Raw genomic sequence first — 15,476 nt, forward strand, 5'->3', positions numbered from 1 at the left:
AGTACTGCGTACCCGAACCGCCGGCCTTCGCGCCGGCGGTTTTGCGTTTTGCGGGCGATGCTGAGCCGCCGCTCCTGCGAAGATTGGCCCAAAGCGCGTCGCGCTGAAACGGGTCCAGGCGACGCGCTTTAGGTCTTTGTTTTGATGCATGTCGTTGTGCCAGAACCGCTGCGCACTTCTGGGCGACATGCATTACTCCGTGTTTCTGGACAGGGTGAAGAGCTATCGCTAAAAGGCCCATCTATCTTCTGAAACAAAAGCCCATCAGCCGCCGGCAACGCCGGCGGTTCTCGCGAAAAGGCAGTACGCAATGAGTGGCGTGAACGATATCCGGGCGACATTCCTCGACTACTTCCGCAAGGAGGGCCACGAGATCGTCGCCTCCAGCCCACTGGTGCCGCGCAACGATCCGACGCTGATGTTCACCAACGCCGGCATGGTGCAGTTCAAGAACGTCTTCACCGGCCTGGAGAAGCGTCCCTATTCGCGCGCCGCGACCGCGCAGAAGAGCGTGCGCGCCGGCGGCAAGCACAACGATCTCGACAATGTCGGCTACACGGCGCGCCATCTCACCTTCTTCGAGATGCTCGGCAATTTCTCGTTCGGCGACTATTTCAAGGAGCGCGCGATCGAGCTTGCCTGGAACCTGATCACCAAGGAATTCGGTCTGCCGAAAGACAAGCTCTTGGTCACCGTCTATCACACCGACGACGAGGCGGCGGGTTATTGGAAGAAGATCGCCGGCTTCTCCGACGACCGCATCATCCGCATCCCGACCTCCGACAATTTCTGGGCGATGGGCGACACCGGCCCATGCGGGCCGTGTTCGGAAATCTTCATCGACCGCGGCGAGCATATTTGGGGCGGCCCGCCCGGCAGCCCGGAAGAGGACGGCGACCGTTTCCTGGAATTCTGGAACCTGGTGTTCATGCAGTATGAGCAGGTGACGAAGGAAGAGCGCATCGACCTGCCGCGTCCCTCGATCGACACCGGCATGGGCCTGGAGCGCATGGCCTCCATCCTGCAGGGCGTCGAAAGCGTCTTCGAGACCGACCTGTTCAAGCATTTGATCGACGCGACGTGCTCGGCGCTCGGGCACGGCCACAACCAGGAGAATGCAGCATCCTTCCGCGTCATCGCGGACCACCTGCGCTCGTCCTCTTTCCTGGTGGCCGACGGCGTGCTGCCTTCCAACGAGGGGCGCGGCTATGTGCTGCGCCGCATCATGCGCCGCGCCATGCGCCACGCGCAGCTGCTCGGCGCCAAGGATCCGCTGATGTGGCAGCTGGTGCCGGCGCTGGTGCGCGAGATGGGCCAGGCCTATCCCGAGCTGGTGCGCGGCGAGGCGCTGATCACCGAGACGCTGAAGCTCGAGGAAACACGCTTCCGCAAGACGCTGGTGCGCGGCCTCGGCCTGCTTTCGGACGCGACCGAGACGCTCAAAGCCGGCGATATGCTGGACGGCGAGACCGCTTTCAAGCTCTACGACACCTACGGCTTCCCGCTCGATCTGACGCAGGATGCGCTGCGCCAGCGCAGCATCTCGGTCGATATCGCCGGCTTCACCGACGCGATGGAGCGGCAGAAGGCCGAGGCCCGCGCGCATTGGGCTGGCTCGGGCGAAGCCGCGACCGAAACCGTCTGGTTCTCCGTGCGGGAAAAGACGGGCGCGACCGAGTTCCTCGGCTATGAGACCGAGCAGGCCGAAGGCATCGTCCAGGCCCTGGTCAAGGACGGCAAGACCATCGACAGCGCGAGCCAGGGCGATGCGGTCGCCGTGGTCGTCAACCAGACGCCGTTCTACGGCGAATCCGGGGGCCAGATGGGCGACACCGGCGTGATTTCCGGCGAGGGCTTCTCGATCGAGATCTCCGATACGCAGAAAAAGGCCGACGGCCTGTTCGTGCACCTGGGCAAGGTGGCCAAAGGAACGGTCAAGACGGGCGTGGCTGTCGAGCTCAAGGTCGACCACTCTCGCCGCTCGAAGCTGCGCGCCAACCACTCCGCGACGCATCTCATTCACGAGGCGCTACGCGAGGTGCTGGGCACCCATGTCGCGCAGAAGGGCTCGCTGGTTGCGCCCGAAAGGCTGCGCTTCGACATCTCGCACAACAAGCCGATCTCGGCCGACGAGCTCGAAGAGGTCGAGCGCATGGCCAACGAGATCGTCGTGCAGAACAGCCCGGTGACGACGCGGCTGATGTCGGTCGACGACGCGATCGCCGAGGGCGCCATGGCGCTGTTCGGCGAGAAATACGGCGACGAGGTGCGTGTCGTGTCGATGGGCACCGGCCTGCATGGCGCCAAGGCAAACCGGCCTTATTCCGTCGAGCTTTGCGGCGGCACGCATGTGAAATCGACCGGCGATATCGGTCTGGTGCGCATCCTGTCGGATAGCGCGGTGGCGGCCGGCGTGCGCCGCATCGAGGCGCTGACCGGCGAGGCGGCGCGCAGGCATCTCGACGAGCAGGACAGGCGGCTGAAAGCCGCGGCGGCGACCTTGAAGATCGCGCCGGCCGATGTGCCGGCTCGCGTCGAAACATTGCTTGAGGAACGCAAGAAGCTCGAAAAGGAACTCACCGAGGCGCGCAAGAAGCTGGCGCTTGGCGCCGGCCCGGCCGTATCCGATGCTCCGCCCGCCAACGAGACCGTCGCCGGCGTCGGCTTCCTCGGCAAGGCGGTCAGCGGCGTGGCGCCGAAGGACCTGAAACCGCTGGCGGATGCCGGCAAGAAGACGCTCGGCTCCGGCGTGGTCGTCTTTGTCGGCGCCGGCGAGGACAACAAGGCGAGCGTGGTCGTCGGCGTCACCGACGATTTGACCGGCCGCTTCAGCGCCGTCGATCTCGTGCGCGTCGCGTCCGCCGCGCTTGGCGGTCAAGGCGGCGGCGGCCGGCCCGACATGGCGCAGGCCGGCGGCCCCGACGCCTCCAGGGCCAACGACGCGATCGCGGCGGTGAAGGCGGCGCTGGAGGCGGCTTGAACGAGTGGGTTTGAATTTACCGCACGCTTGGCGGGACAGCGCCCCCCTCTGTCCTGCCGGACATCTCCCCCACAAGGGGGAGATTAGCTGCGTCAGCCACTCGCCTTTTTCTGCGTGGTTGTATTTCAACGTGGGAGATTGGCGAAAGCCGGTGCGCCGTCCGATCTCCCCCCAAGTGGGGGAGATGTCCGGCAGGACAGAGGGGGGCGCTGTCCCTCGACCGTCCTGATTCTTATCAGCCAGCCTTTTCCGTCCGCATAAAGCTCGGCCGTCCGGCTATCCGCGCATACCAATCGCGCATATCCGCAAACCGCGCCAACAAATCGCGTCCTTCCGCGACCTTGACGAAATAGGCGACGATCGGTGCCGCGTGCAGGTCGGCCAGTGTCAGTTGCTCGCCTAGCAGCCACGGCCCTTTCGCCTTCAGCGATGTCAGAACCTTGAGCACCGTCTCAGCCTGGCTCAGCCCGCCGGCAATCAGCGCCTCATCCGGCGCTGCCTTCTCCAGCCGCTCGACGGCGACGTCCCAGACCATGGCATGATAACCATAGGCGTCGAGCATGCCGCTGATCTGGACCATCCTGGCGCGGCCGCGCGCGTCGGCCGGCTGCAAGGCCGGGCCGTCGAAGGCTTCGTCGACATAGCGCGTGATCGCGCCGGTCTCGAACAGTCGAAAACCGTCGTGCTCGAAGGCCGGGATGCGGCCGAAAGGGTGATGTTCCAGATACCAGGCCGGGATGCCTTCGGCGGCGAAGATGTCGAGCGGCACGAGCTCGTAGCCGACGCCTTTCTCCTCCAGCGTCATCCGTGCGATGCGCACATAGACGCTGTAGTCCGCGCCGTAGAGAATTGGCTTGGCCATCGATCAGCGCTCCCCTCCAAAAAAAGAAGGCTCCTTCCGGAGCCTTCGGTATGCCGAATGTGGGTTTACCCCATCGCTTTCTGCAAATTCTCGTCGATCTTGTCGAGGAAGCCGGTGGTCGAGAGCCAGGGCTGGTCGGGACCGATCAGCAGCGACAGGTCCTTTGTCATGAAACCGCTCTCGACGGTCTGGATGCAGACCTTTTCCAGCGTCTCGGCGAAGCGCTTGAGCTCGGCATTGTCGTCGAGCTTGGCGCGGTGGGCGAGGCCGCGCGTCCAGGCGAAGATCGAGGCGATCGAATTGGTCGAGGTTTCCTCGCCCTTCTGATGCTGGCGGTAGTGGCGCGTCACGGTGCCGTGCGCGGCTTCCGCCTCCACCGTCTTGCCGTCCGGCGTCATCAGCACCGAGGTCATCAGGCCGAGCGAGCCGAAGCCTTGCGCCACGGTGTCGGACTGCACGTCGCCGTCATAGTTCTTGCAGGCCCAGACATAGCCGCCCGACCATTTCAGGCTGGAAGCGACCATGTCGTCGATCAGGCGGTGCTCGTACCAGAGTTTCCTTGCCTTGAACTCGGCCTCGAACTCCTTCTCGTAGACCTCCTGGAAGATATCCTTGAAGCGGCCGTCATAGGCCTTGAGGATGGTGTTCTTGGTCGACAGATAGACCGGGAAATTGCGCAGCAAGCCGTAGTTCAGCGAGGCGCGGGCAAACTCACGGATCGACTCGTCGAGATTGTACATGGCCATGGCCACGCCGCCGCCCGGCGCGTCATAGACGTCATGCTCGATGACCTGGCCGTCCTCGCCGACGAACTTGATCGTCAGCTTGCCTTTGCCGGGGAAGCGGAAGTCGGTGGCGCGGTACTGGTCGCCGAAGGCATGACGGCCGACGACGATCGGCTTGGTCCAGCCCGGCACCAGGCGCGGCACGTTCTTCATGATGATCGGCTCGCGGAAGATGGTGCCGCCGAGAATGTTGCGGATGGTGCCGTTGGGCGACTTCCACATCTTCTTCAGCTTGAATTCCTCGACGCGCGCCTCGTCGGGGGTGATCGTCGCGCATTTCACGCCGACGCCCCATTTCTTGATGGCATTGGCCGAATCGATCGTCACCTGATCGTTGGTGGCGTCGCGGTGCTCGATGCCGAGATCGTAATATTCCAGCTTCAGGTCGAGATAGGGGTGGATCAGCTTGTCCTTGATGAACTGCCAGATGATGCGGGTCATCTCGTCGCCGTCGAGCTCGACGACCGGGTTCGCCACCTTGATCTTCGCCATGGAAAGAATGCCTCGTTGCTGGGGGGTCTGGACGGCCTTGCCCGCATGGCTTCGGCCGGGGATGCGGAGCGTATATCAAAGGCTTTTTCAGCGCGCAAACCGCGATCCGCGCCGGGGCAGACGGGTGCCGCTGTTGTGAATGCTTCATTTTCCGGTCCGGATGTGGCAGGGGACGCCGAAACGCCGCAAACCCCGGTTACCCACAACCCATGCCAGCCATCGAAGACACAACCAAGACCGGACCGGCGATCATCCTGGTCGAGCCACAGCTCGGCGAGAATATCGGCATGGTCGCGAGGGCCATGGCGAATTTCGGCTTGTCCGAGCTCAGGCTGGTCAACCCGCGCGACGGCTGGCCGAGCGAGAAGGCGCGCGCGGCCGCCAGCCGCGCCGACCATGTCATCGACGCCACCAGGGTGTTCGACGATCTGCCCTCGGCGGTCGCCGACCTGAACTTCGTCTTCGCCACGACAGCGCGCGAGCGCGACGGCTTCAAGCCGGTGCGCGGTCCGGTGGAAGCAGGCAGGGCGCTAAGGGCGCGCAGCGAGGCCGGGCTGCGCACCGGTATCCTGTTCGGCCGCGAGCGCTTCGGCCTTTACAATGACGAGGTCGGGCTCGCCGACGAGATCGTCACCTTTCCGGTCGATCCCGGCTTTTCCTCGCTCAACATCGCCCAGGCGGTGCTGCTCATGTCCTATGAATGGATGAAGTCCGGCCTCGCCGACGAGACGCAGACCAACTTCTCCGGGCCGGAGCTGGTACCGGCGCCCAAGGAGCAGCTGCACAGCCTGTTCGCCTACCTGGAAAACGCGCTGGAAGCGCGCGGCTATTTTCGCCCGGAAGAAAAGAAGCCGAAGATGGTCGACAATCTGCGCGCGGTGCTGACGCGCGCGGGCTTCGCCGAGCCCGAGCTCAAGGTGCTGCGCGGCATCATCTCGTCGCTCGACAGGTTCTCGCCGGCCATGCCGCGCGGCGATGGCTCGCCCGGCGACGATCCGAGACGGTTGCCGGCCGGCGCGCGCAGTCGCGCCAAAGACGAAGAAGGTTAAGATCGGTAAGCTGCGAGCATTTGAAGTAACCGAATTTTATTCGATTATATGCCATCCTTGCTGCAATAGTGGGGGTGGCACATGTTTACGTCCAATATTGGTCGACTGCGCTTTTTCCTTTACTCTCTCGGTCTCGCCGTAACCGAAACCGTGGTGATCGTCATCTGCATTGTCAGCACGATCGGTTTCGAAGGGCTGCTCAATTCAGGGCCGGGTCCGTCGCGCCAAGGCATGGCAGGCGCGGTCCTCATCGCCTCTCTCATCTTCGTCGCGCTTCGCGGCAACATCGCCTCGCGCCGCACCCGCGACGCCAACGGGCGCCGCTGGATCCTGTGGGCCTACATCGCCCTTTCGTCCGTCTATGCCCTTCTGCAGGCAGGCGTGCTGCTGGTCGTCAAATTCGGCGACCCCGAGAGCATTCCGGGCGGGCTGAACCTGCTTGGGCTTTCGGTATTCGGCCTCTGGTGCACGATTTGGTGGGCGAAGCCCGTCGCGGGCAGCAACATCGATGAATTGACCGATGTCTTCGACTTCGATGGCCCGCTGCCGGCAACGACGCGCGCTGCCCGCACCGCTGTGCCGGCCGCTCCACGCGCCGCGGTTGCCGCTTCAGCCGCTCACATTCCGCCCGCGCCGCAGCCTTTCGGCAGACCGCGGCCGGCCGGTTTCGGCAAGCGCGGCATATGAGTGATTTTAGAGATAGGGCATGATGTCGTCCCAAAACCGCTTCGCACTTTTCGGCATCATGTTCTAGCGACTGCGCAAAAGCTGCTCGCATTCGCCTCTTCAAGACCACGATCATTCGCGATAGAAGCGCGTCGGTCCAATTCCGGGCCTGTCGTTTCTCATAACCGGATGACAATGAGCGATCGATCAAGCCAGCGCCCGATCCTGATGTTCGATTCCGGCGTCGGCGGGCTGACCGTGCTGCGCGAGGCGCGCGTGCTGATGCCCGACCGCCGCTTCGTCTATGTCGCCGACGACGCGGCGTTTCCCTATGGCGCCTGGGAAGAGCCGGCGCTCAAGGAACACATCCTTGCGCTGTTCGGCAAATTGCTCGACCGGCTCCAGCCGGCGATTTCGGTCATTGCCTGCAACACCGCCTCAACGCTGGTGATCGATGCGCTACGCGACAAATTCCCCGGCCATCCCTTTGTCGGCACCGTTCCGGCGATCAAGCCGGCGGCCGAACGCACCCGCTCCGGCCTGGTATCGGTGCTGGCGACGCCGGGCACGGTGAAGCGCCAATACACGCGCGACCTGATCAGCAAGTGGGCGCAGAAATGCCATGTGCGCCTGGTCGGCAGCGATCGGCTGGCGGGGCTCGCCGAGATCTATATGCGCCAGGGTTTCGTCGACGAAGAAGCCGTGTGCGCCGAAATTGCGCCCTGCTTCATCGAGCGCGACGGCAACCGCACCGACATCGTCGTGCTTGCCTGCACGCACTACCCGTTTCTCGCCAACCGCATGCGCAAGACCGCGCCTTGGCCGGTCGACTGGATCGATCCGGCCGAAGCGATCGCGCGGCGCGCCATGTCGCTGCTTGAACCCGTTGGGGACACATCCGGCGTAAGTGAGCCCGATCTTGCCGTCTTCACCTCGGGCAAGGTGGATTTCGCCACGAGGCGGCTCATCCAGGGCTTTGGACTGACCGCACCTTAGTGCTCAAGGCGGGGTGGCGGGCTCGAAGACGATGCTGCGTTGATCCGGATCGGCCGAAACCAGCCTTAGCGTCAGGCCGTCGCCCTGCCTGAGCCCGGAGGCTTTCACGCTGGCAACCACCGGCATGTCGGCAAGCTGCACGCGCACGCCACGGTCGACGAAGTCGGTGACGACGGCCTCGAACGTCTCGCCCTCATGTCCCTTGAGCATCACCGCCTCGGCAAGGTCGATTGCCGCGTGGCTGATCTGCGAGGCGCGGGCATCCGCGCGCCCCATCACCTTCGGCAATCTGGCGAAGGCGTCAGTGACGGCCTGCGGCACGGGCTGGCCATTGGCGATCGCCAGCGCGCAGCGCAGGACGTAGCGGTCGGCCAGCCGCCTGAGCGGCGCGGTGGCGTGGGCATAGGTCGCGGCCATCGCCTCATGCCAGGGGACGATGCCCTCCTGATAGGGTTGGTAGGACGCGCCGTTGCCTGCGCGGCGGATTTCCAGCATTAGCGCCGCCTGTTTCGGGTCGGCCGGATCGAGCGTGCGTTGATAGTCGCGCAAGCTGGTGGAGGCCGACCAGGACAGGCCGAGCGCCTGTGCCGCGTTGCGCAGCCGTTGCACCTTGGAGGCGTCCGGCCCCGACATCACCCGGAACAAGCCGGTCTTGTGGGCCAGCATGGCATCGGCAATCGCCATATTGGCGGCCAGCGAAAGTGCTGCATTGTCCTGCTCGGATTGCAGCAGCGGCCTGAACGAAAGCCGGAACGTGCCGTCGGCGAGCCTTTCCACCTCCTGCTCGGGCGGATCGACGCGCGAAGCGCCGCGGCGTTGTTCGTTTGCCGCCATACGCCGCGCCAGTTCCGCGAAGCCGGCCGGAACGTCGTCGGCCCGCACGCTGTCATAGGCGAGCTTGGCGCGGCTTTGGATGATGGCGCGCTCCGCGCTGTCCAGCTTCACCGCACCGTCTCCGGCAACCCGGATCGTGAAGACGACCGCAGGACGCGGTCCATCGGGCAACAGGCTCGCCGCCGCCTCGGCGAGCACCGGCGGGTAGAGCCCGGCCTTGCCGTCCGGCAAGTAAAGCGTCTCGCCTCGGTTCCAGGCTTCGGTATCAATCGTATCGCCGTCCTCGACGAACCAGGCCACGTCGGCAATGGCATAGTGCAAGAGAAGATCGCCGCCGCTGGCTTCGATCGAGAAGGCCTGGTCGAGATCGGTGGAACTCGCCGGATCGAGCGTGACGAAGGGCATTGCCGTCCGGTCGGCATGCTGGTCGGGCACACGCTTTGCCGCCGCCTCAGCCGCGGCCATAACCGCAGGCGGAAATCCATCCGGCACGTGGAATTCTGCGCGGATTTTCGCAAGGCCGGTGGAAAGCGCCTGTGAGGGATCGTTCAGGGATTTCATGCAACCGTCCTACACTGGCATTCCGGGCGCGGGAAGGCTTGCCAGGATATCGCCAAGGTCGGCAGCCTAATCGCCAACTCAAGCAGGCCCACGGGCCGGGCCGTAGCCGCTGGAACTGCCGCTTCAGCCCGGCGTTTCTTCTCACAGCAAAGGGAGAAACCGCCATGCCCGCCAAATCGCAAGCCCAGCAAAAGGCCGCCGGCGCAGCGCTGTCCGCCAAGCGCGGGGAGACGAAGAAGAGCGAGCTCAAGGGCGCTTCGCGCGAAATGTATGAATCGATGAGCGAAAAGCAGCTCGAGGAGTTCGCCGAGACCAAGCGCAAAAGTCTGCCCAGCAAGAAGTCGTAGATCGAGTGAAAGGCCTGCGGCGTCGGCCGCAGGCCTCCGTCAACCCCTTTTGGCGCAAGATGAGCTAGCGGCGCCACCAGCAGCGTTTGGTCTTGTAACGGATGACGTGGCGATGGCCGTGGCGCCAGACCACTCTTTTCGTCACCACGACGCGGCATATCTGCCTGTGGCCGCTCCAATGCCTGGCCATGGCAGGTTCCGGGGTCATAACCGCCATAGATCCCGCCAATATAGCGGCCCCGGTCAGGGTAAGGAAGAACTTCTTCATGGGAATTCGGACTCCTCTGCTCCAGTCCCTTAATTAAGATGGCAGAGCAGGGCAGCTCCTTGGAAGCACAAGCCGCTCTGCTGCCGACGGCCTTCGCCACAACCGGCACCGCACGCCACGCGGGAAATTATCGGGTTGCGACCCGCGCTGCCAGCCGTAAGCTTGACACCGGTTAAATCTCTGTTTAACAGGCCCACCAACACCGGGTGGCGACGCCCGGTGGTTTCTTTTGACGTGTCCCGTGGGTTTTCCGTCGCTTTGCGTGGAAAACCCTGTCAGGTCTCGAAAACGGAGGCCAGAGGAGGGCGCGTTTCCTTCGCCCGGAGCCATGGGGTTCCGGGTATATTGTTTTGAAAGGGAATGCGATGAGCAAGCGCGAATCCGCGAAATACAAGATCGACCGCCGTCTCGGCGAAAATATCTGGGGCCGTCCGAAGTCCCCGGTCAACAAGCGTGAATACGGTCCCGGCCAGCACGGCCAGCGCCGCAAGGGCAAGCTTTCCGATTTCGGCCTGCAGCTGCGCGCCAAGCAGAAGCTGAAGGGTCACTATGGCGACGTTTCGGAAAAGCAGTTCCGCAAGGTCTATGAAGAGGCCAACCGCCGCAAGGGCGATACCTCCGAGAACCTGATCGGCCTGCTCGAGTCGCGTCTCGACGCGGTGGTCTACCGCGCCAAGTTCGTGCCGACCATCTTCGCCGCCCGTCAGTTCGTCAACCACGGCCATGTCAACGTCAACGGCAAGCGCACGAACATCGGCTCGTATCGCTGCAAGCCGGGCGACGTCGTCGAGGTGCGCGAGAAGTCGAAGCAGCTCGTGATTGTGCTGGAATCGGTCGCTCTCGCCGAGCGCGACGTGCCGGATTACATCGAAGCCGACCACAACAAGATGACCGCGACCTTCGCTCGCGTTCCCGGCCTTTCGGACGTTCCGTTCGCCGTGCAGATGGAACCGAACCTGGTCGTCGAATTCTACTCGCGCTGATCGACATCAATCAGCCGGTGCATCCAAGGCCGCCTTTCGAGGCGGCCTTTTCTTTGGCGGTCAGGTCCGCTAAGCCGGGCGCCAACAGAACCATGGGGCCGGCGCCATGAATATGCTGCCAGATGTCAAATCCCTCGAGGCGATCGACGATGAGACCGACGGCGGTTTCCACCCGCTGTTCCGCGACGTGCCGTCCTCGGTCGAGTTCAACAAGCTGCGCAAGCGGCTGTTGAGGCTCACCCGCCAGGCGATCGAGGATTTCGCCATGGTGAAGCCGGGCGAACGCTGGCTGGTGGCGCTGTCGGGCGGCAAGGATTCCTACGGCCTGCTGGCCCTTTTGCTCGACCTCAAATGGCGCGGCCTGCTGCCGGTCGATCTGCTCGCCTGCAATCTCGACCAGGGCCAGCCGAATTTCCCGAAGCACATCCTGCCCGACTATCTCAACGCCAACGGCATCGCCCACCGCATCGAATACCAGGACACCTATTCGGTGGTGACCGACAAGCTGCCGCAGGGCAGCACCTATTGCTCGCTTTGCTCGCGGTTGCGGCGCGGCCATCTGTACCGCATCGCGCGCGAGGAAGGGTGTTCGGCGCTAGTGCTTGGCCATCACCGAGAGGACATCCTCGAAACCTTCTTCATGAACCTGTTCCATGGCGGGCGTCTCGCCGCAATGCCGCCCAAGCTCCTCAATGACGAAGGCGACGTCATGGTGCTGCGGCCGCTCGCCTATAGCGCCGAGGCCGACCTCGAAAAATTCGCCAACGCGATGAAATTCCCGATCATCCCGTGCGACCTCTGCGGCAGCCAGGAAGGGCTGCAGCGCAATGCCATGAAGGCGATGCTCGACGACATCGAGAAGCGCATGCCGGGCCGCAAGGACACGATGATCCGCGCCATGGCCAATGTAAGGCCCTCGCATCTCCTGGACAGGAAGCTGTTCGACTTCGCGGGGCTCGACGCAAACCCGGGACAAGACATTTCCGATGCGATTTGACGATAACGCGATCGACTGGCTGGCCGAGCTTCTCGCCGGTGCCGCAAACGCCGAAATCATGCCGCGCTTCCGCCGGCTGGGCGAGGGCGACGTGCGCCAGAAGACATCCGCCGCCGACCTCGTCACTGAGGCGGACGTCAACGCCGAGAGGCTGATCACCGCTAGGCTGCGCGAGCGCTTCCCCGACGCCATAGTGGTCGGCGAGGAAGCCTGCTCCGATAACCCGGCGCTGCTGTCCGGCCTTGGCGATGCTGCGCTTGCCTTCGTTATCGATCCGGTCGACGGCACTTTCAATTTCGCTTCCGGCGTGCCGCTGTTCGGTGTCATGGCCGGCGTCGTCGTCAATGGCGAGACCGTCGCCGGCATCATCCATGACCCGGTCGGCAAGGACTGGCTGATCGGGACCAAGGGCGCCGGCAGCCATATCCGCCATGCGCATGGCGCGCTGGAGAAGGTTCGCGTCGCGGCGCCGGTGCCGATGTCGCAGATGACCGGTTCCGTTTCCTGGCAGTTTCTTCAAGAACCCGAACGCTCGCGGCTCGCCCGCAACCAGACCAAGACGCTGTCGCAATTCGCCTATCGCTGCGCGGCGCATGAATACCGGCTTCTGGCCAGCGGCCACGCCCATTTCGTGCTCTACAACAAGCTGATGCCCTGGGACCATCTCGCCGGGGCGCTGATCCACCAGGAAGCCGGCGGCCATGTCGCGCGCGTCGACGGCAGCGCCTACCTTCCCTCGCATGTCGATGGCGGCCTGCTGGTGGCGCCGGACAAGCAAAGCTGGGACGAGTTGCGACGCGAGCTCTGGGCGGAATAGGGGCCGTGCCGGCTCTGGCCGGCAAAGCTGCCGGCCATACAGCATTTAATGCAGATCGGTGATGTGCCCCGAAACAGGGGGATTGTGAGGCTGGAACATCCTGCCCCGCTCGGCGATCAGGATCATCAGCAGAGCCGCGACCGAGACGGTGCAGAAGCCGGCGGCCAGAGGCGTCACCGTGCCGTTATAGGCCTGGCCGATCAGCGCGCCGATGATGGCGCCGAGGAAGGTCTGCATGAAGCCCAGGATGGACGCGGCGGTGCCGGCGAGCTCGCCGAGCGGCTCCATGGCCAAAGCGTTGAAATTCGCGCCAAGTCCGCCGAATGGCAGCATCGCGCCGGCAAAAAACGCGATGAAGAGCCAGAGCGGCATTTTCATTTCGAGCGAGACGACGAGCCAGGCAAGGCTGATGCACAGGAAGACAAGCAGCGCGCCTTGCGATAGGCGGCGCATGCCGATCTGTCCGACCAGCCGCGAATTCAGATAGTTCGAGAAAGCCAGCACGCCGGCGACGCCGGCAAAAATCAGCGGGAACAATTCGCCGACATGGAAGATGTCGATATAGATCTGCTGGGCCGAGCTGATGAAGCCGAACATGGCCGCGAAGATGAAGGTGCTGGCAAAGGCGTAGCAAAGCGTGAGCCGGTTGGTGAGCACGATGCGGAAGCCGCCGGCGACGGAGCTTACCGTCAGCGGCCGGCGATATTCCGGATGCAGCGTCTCGGGCAGGCGCAACAGAGCCCACGTCGACACGACCAGCGCACCGATGGCCATGGTCACGAAAATCCAGTGCCAACTGGCAAACAGCATGACGAACTGGCCGATGCCGGGCGCGACCACCGGAATTGCCATGAACACCATGAAGATCAGGGACATCACCTCGGCCATGCGCCGCCCTTCGAACGTGTCGCGCACGATCGAGACGGCGATGACGCGGGTCGCCGCCGCGCCGAAGCCTTGTATCAGGCGGCAGGTGAGCAACAGGGCGAAACTCGGCGCGACGGCGGCGGCACCCGCGGCGGCGACATAGACGACCAGGCCGAAGACCAACGGCGCACGGCGCCCGAAGCGATCCGAAATGGGTCCGAAGAAAAGCTGTCCGCCGCCGAAGCCAAGCATATAGGCGGTGATGACATATTGGCGATGGTTCTCGCTCTCGACGCCGAGCGAGGCGCCGATCTGCTGAAGCGCCGGCAGCATGATGTCGATGGCCAGGGAGTTGAGCGCCATGAGCGCCGCGCAGAGCGCGATGAATTCCCAGCGCGGAATGGGCAAGCTTGTTGCCGATTGCTGCGCTGCTGCCTGCTTGTCCACCGCGAAATCCGATTCTTCAAACGAACATGCGCCGGATTACCGGCGCATCCATTCGTCTCGTTCTCGAATCCGAGAACTACAATGCCGAGGTGGGGGCAGCCCCGGAAGCTAGTGTCCGCCGGCCGGTCGCCGACGCAATCCGATCAGGCGGCGCCTTTGACGCTGACGCCCTTTTCGACCAGAAAGTCCTGCAATTCACCGGCTTGGAACATCTCGCGCACGATGTCGCAACCGCCGACGAATTCGCCCTTCACATAGAGCTGCGGGATGGTCGGCCAGTTGGAATAATCCTTGATGCCCTGGCGCAATTCGGCAGAGTCGAGCACGTTGACGCCTTTGTAGTCGGCCCCGATATAATCGAGGATCTGCACCACCTGTCCGGAGAACCCGCATTGCGGGAAGCCGGGTGTGCCCTTCATGAAGAGCACGACGTCGTTGCTCTTCACTTCATTATCGATGTAGTCGTTGATGCCGGTCATGAACAATCCTTTCATGCCTGTGGGAGTCAGGCTCGAAGCATGTCCTTCAAATAAACCCATAGGTTGGCTGAAACAAGACGTTAGCCGTGACGCTGGCCCAATGGCGCAAAAGTCGGCGCGGTTTGGGCCAAACCGAGTGACGGTGGATTCGTAGTGATGAATCTGAGCTTGGTGCCCGACGCGGAAGACGTCTCCCGGCCCAGATCTGCCCCCTCGGAGCTGTGACCCGTTGCGCATATCTTCACCAAGCGCGATGATCTCCACTGCGCCAAGCCGGCGTGTGGGCATTTGGAGGCGAATGCGGCATGTCCGGTTTCGATATCGGCCTCGTGATCTTCCCTGGAATCACGCAACTCGACTTTACTGGCCCGTTTGAAGTCTTGAGCCGGCTTGGAACGCCTGCCTCGATCTCTGCCGCCAGCAAGTTCCCTCAATCGAGAACCCACGTTGTCGCGAAGACCATGCTACCGGTTTCGAGCGACCGCGGTCTCGGCATCATGCCCACCTGCACGTTTCAGAGCTGTCCCCCGCTAGACCTGATTTGCCTGCCCGGTGGCGCAGGCGTTGTGGAAGCTCTCGCCGATTTCGAGACGGTCGACTTCATTCGCCGCCAGGGCGAGCAGGCAGAATATGTAACCTCCGTTTGCATGGGCGCCTTTCTTCTTGGTGCAGCCGGGTTGTTGAAGGGACGTAGGGCTGCGACACATTGGGCCTACGTCGATCTGCTCCCCTTGGTCGGCGCCAGTCACGAAAAGGGGCGGGTAGTGCGCGACGGCAATGTCTTCACCTCGGGCGGCGTCACTTCGGGGATTGACTTCGCATTCCGCATCGTCGCCGAACTTGCTGGACCGGAGGTCGCGCAAGCCATCCAACTCGGGATCGAGTACGACCCGTCTCCTCCCTTTGATTCAGGTCACCCTGACAAGGCATCCGAGGCGGCCATCGCGCTCATGGTTCAACGCAACGAAAAGGCCTACACGGGGATTCGCGAAGGACTCAAAAAATTGGTCATCCCCGGCAAATTTCCGCGCTAAGGGACCTACAAC

Annotated in this window: 15 protein-coding genes; 9 read left to right on the forward strand and 6 right to left on the reverse strand. The window is 63.5% G+C overall.

The window, feature by feature from the left end; translation table 11 throughout:
- Nucleotides 1-310 precede the first annotated feature (310 nt).
- Complete coding sequence (gene alaS / locus CK219_RS02665) at nucleotides 311-2,980, forward strand: alanine--tRNA ligase (RefSeq protein WP_095765185.1); 2,670 nt, start codon at nucleotides 311-313, stop codon at nucleotides 2,978-2,980.
- A 235-nt stretch (nucleotides 2,981-3,215) separates the two neighbouring features.
- Here the strand turns inward: alaS and CK219_RS02675 are convergent, their stop codons facing one another.
- Nucleotides 3,216-3,842: a glutathione S-transferase family protein gene (locus CK219_RS02675; protein ID WP_095765187.1), complete on the reverse strand. Its 627-nt coding sequence runs from the start codon at nucleotides 3,840-3,842 to the stop codon at nucleotides 3,216-3,218.
- Nucleotides 3,843-3,907: 65 nt separating this feature from the next.
- Nucleotides 3,908-5,119, reverse strand: coding sequence for an NADP-dependent isocitrate dehydrogenase (locus tag CK219_RS02680; RefSeq protein ID WP_095765188.1), 1,212 nt, complete (start codon nucleotides 5,117-5,119; stop codon nucleotides 3,908-3,910).
- Between the two features lie 209 nt (nucleotides 5,120-5,328).
- Here CK219_RS02680 and CK219_RS02685 point away from each other — a divergent pair, with 209 nt between their 5' ends.
- The 3 genes from CK219_RS02685 (at nucleotide 5,329) to murI (ending at nucleotide 7,830) form a co-directional block, all read left to right on the forward strand.
- Nucleotides 5,329-6,168, forward strand: coding sequence for an RNA methyltransferase (locus CK219_RS02685; RefSeq protein WP_095765189.1), 840 nt, complete (start codon nucleotides 5,329-5,331; stop codon nucleotides 6,166-6,168).
- Nucleotides 6,169-6,249: 81 nt separating this feature from the next.
- Nucleotides 6,250-6,855 carry a hypothetical protein gene (locus CK219_RS02690; protein ID WP_141245285.1) on the forward strand — a complete coding sequence of 202 codons (606 nt, stop codon included), beginning with the start codon at nucleotides 6,250-6,252 and terminating at the stop codon, nucleotides 6,853-6,855.
- Nucleotides 6,856-7,029: 174 nt separating this feature from the next.
- Nucleotides 7,030-7,830 (forward strand): glutamate racemase, encoded by an 801-nt coding sequence (gene murI / locus CK219_RS02695; RefSeq protein ID WP_095765191.1) that lies wholly within the window; start codon nucleotides 7,030-7,032, stop codon nucleotides 7,828-7,830.
- A gap of 3 nt (nucleotides 7,831-7,833) precedes the next feature.
- Here the strand turns inward: murI and CK219_RS02700 are convergent, their stop codons facing one another.
- Complete coding sequence (locus CK219_RS02700; RefSeq protein ID WP_095765192.1) at nucleotides 7,834-9,225, reverse strand: RNB domain-containing ribonuclease; 1,392 nt, start codon at nucleotides 9,223-9,225, stop codon at nucleotides 7,834-7,836.
- Nucleotides 9,226-9,389: 164 nt separating this feature from the next.
- On the opposite strand from CK219_RS02700, the gene CK219_RS02705 reads away from it, so the two are divergent.
- Nucleotides 9,390-9,572 carry a DUF3008 family protein gene (locus CK219_RS02705; RefSeq protein ID WP_095765193.1) on the forward strand — a complete coding sequence of 61 codons (183 nt, stop codon included), beginning with the start codon at nucleotides 9,390-9,392 and terminating at the stop codon, nucleotides 9,570-9,572.
- Between the two features lie 64 nt (nucleotides 9,573-9,636).
- Here the strand turns inward: CK219_RS02705 and CK219_RS02710 are convergent, their stop codons facing one another.
- Nucleotides 9,637-9,840, reverse strand: coding sequence for a hypothetical protein (locus tag CK219_RS02710; RefSeq protein WP_095765194.1), 204 nt, complete (start codon nucleotides 9,838-9,840; stop codon nucleotides 9,637-9,639).
- A gap of 365 nt (nucleotides 9,841-10,205) precedes the next feature.
- Between CK219_RS02710 and rpsD the strand changes: the two genes are divergently transcribed.
- The 3 genes from rpsD (at nucleotide 10,206) to CK219_RS02725 (ending at nucleotide 12,637) form a co-directional block, all read left to right on the forward strand.
- Nucleotides 10,206-10,823 carry a 30S ribosomal protein S4 gene (gene rpsD, locus CK219_RS02715; protein ID WP_095765195.1) on the forward strand — a complete coding sequence of 206 codons (618 nt, stop codon included), beginning with the start codon at nucleotides 10,206-10,208 and terminating at the stop codon, nucleotides 10,821-10,823.
- A 112-nt stretch (nucleotides 10,824-10,935) separates the two neighbouring features.
- Complete coding sequence (gene ttcA, locus CK219_RS02720) at nucleotides 10,936-11,820, forward strand: tRNA 2-thiocytidine(32) synthetase TtcA (RefSeq protein ID WP_176476929.1); 885 nt, start codon at nucleotides 10,936-10,938, stop codon at nucleotides 11,818-11,820.
- A complete protein-coding gene (locus CK219_RS02725; RefSeq protein WP_095765197.1) occupies nucleotides 11,810-12,637 on the forward strand; it encodes an inositol monophosphatase family protein in 828 nt (275 codons plus the stop codon). Before ttcA ends, CK219_RS02725 begins: the two co-directional genes overlap by 11 nt.
- Before the next feature lie 45 nt (nucleotides 12,638-12,682).
- Here CK219_RS02725 and CK219_RS02730 read toward each other — a convergent pair whose 3' ends face one another.
- Together CK219_RS02730 and grxD are read right to left on the reverse strand one after the other, a co-directional pair.
- Nucleotides 12,683-13,951, reverse strand: a complete 1,269-nt coding sequence (locus CK219_RS02730) for a multidrug effflux MFS transporter (protein ID WP_095765198.1) — start codon at nucleotides 13,949-13,951, stop codon at nucleotides 12,683-12,685.
- Nucleotides 13,952-14,094: 143 nt separating this feature from the next.
- Nucleotides 14,095-14,430 carry a Grx4 family monothiol glutaredoxin gene (gene grxD, locus CK219_RS02735; protein ID WP_059185116.1) on the reverse strand — a complete coding sequence of 112 codons (336 nt, stop codon included), beginning with the start codon at nucleotides 14,428-14,430 and terminating at the stop codon, nucleotides 14,095-14,097.
- Between the two features lie 305 nt (nucleotides 14,431-14,735).
- Between grxD and CK219_RS02740 the strand changes: the two genes are divergently transcribed.
- Nucleotides 14,736-15,464 carry a DJ-1/PfpI family protein gene (locus CK219_RS02740; RefSeq protein WP_095765199.1) on the forward strand — a complete coding sequence of 243 codons (729 nt, stop codon included), beginning with the start codon at nucleotides 14,736-14,738 and terminating at the stop codon, nucleotides 15,462-15,464.
- Nucleotides 15,465-15,476 lie beyond the last annotated feature (12 nt).

It is taken from the genome of Mesorhizobium sp. WSM4313 (assembly GCF_002294725.1).
Taxonomy (GTDB): domain Bacteria; phylum Pseudomonadota; class Alphaproteobacteria; order Rhizobiales; family Rhizobiaceae; genus Mesorhizobium.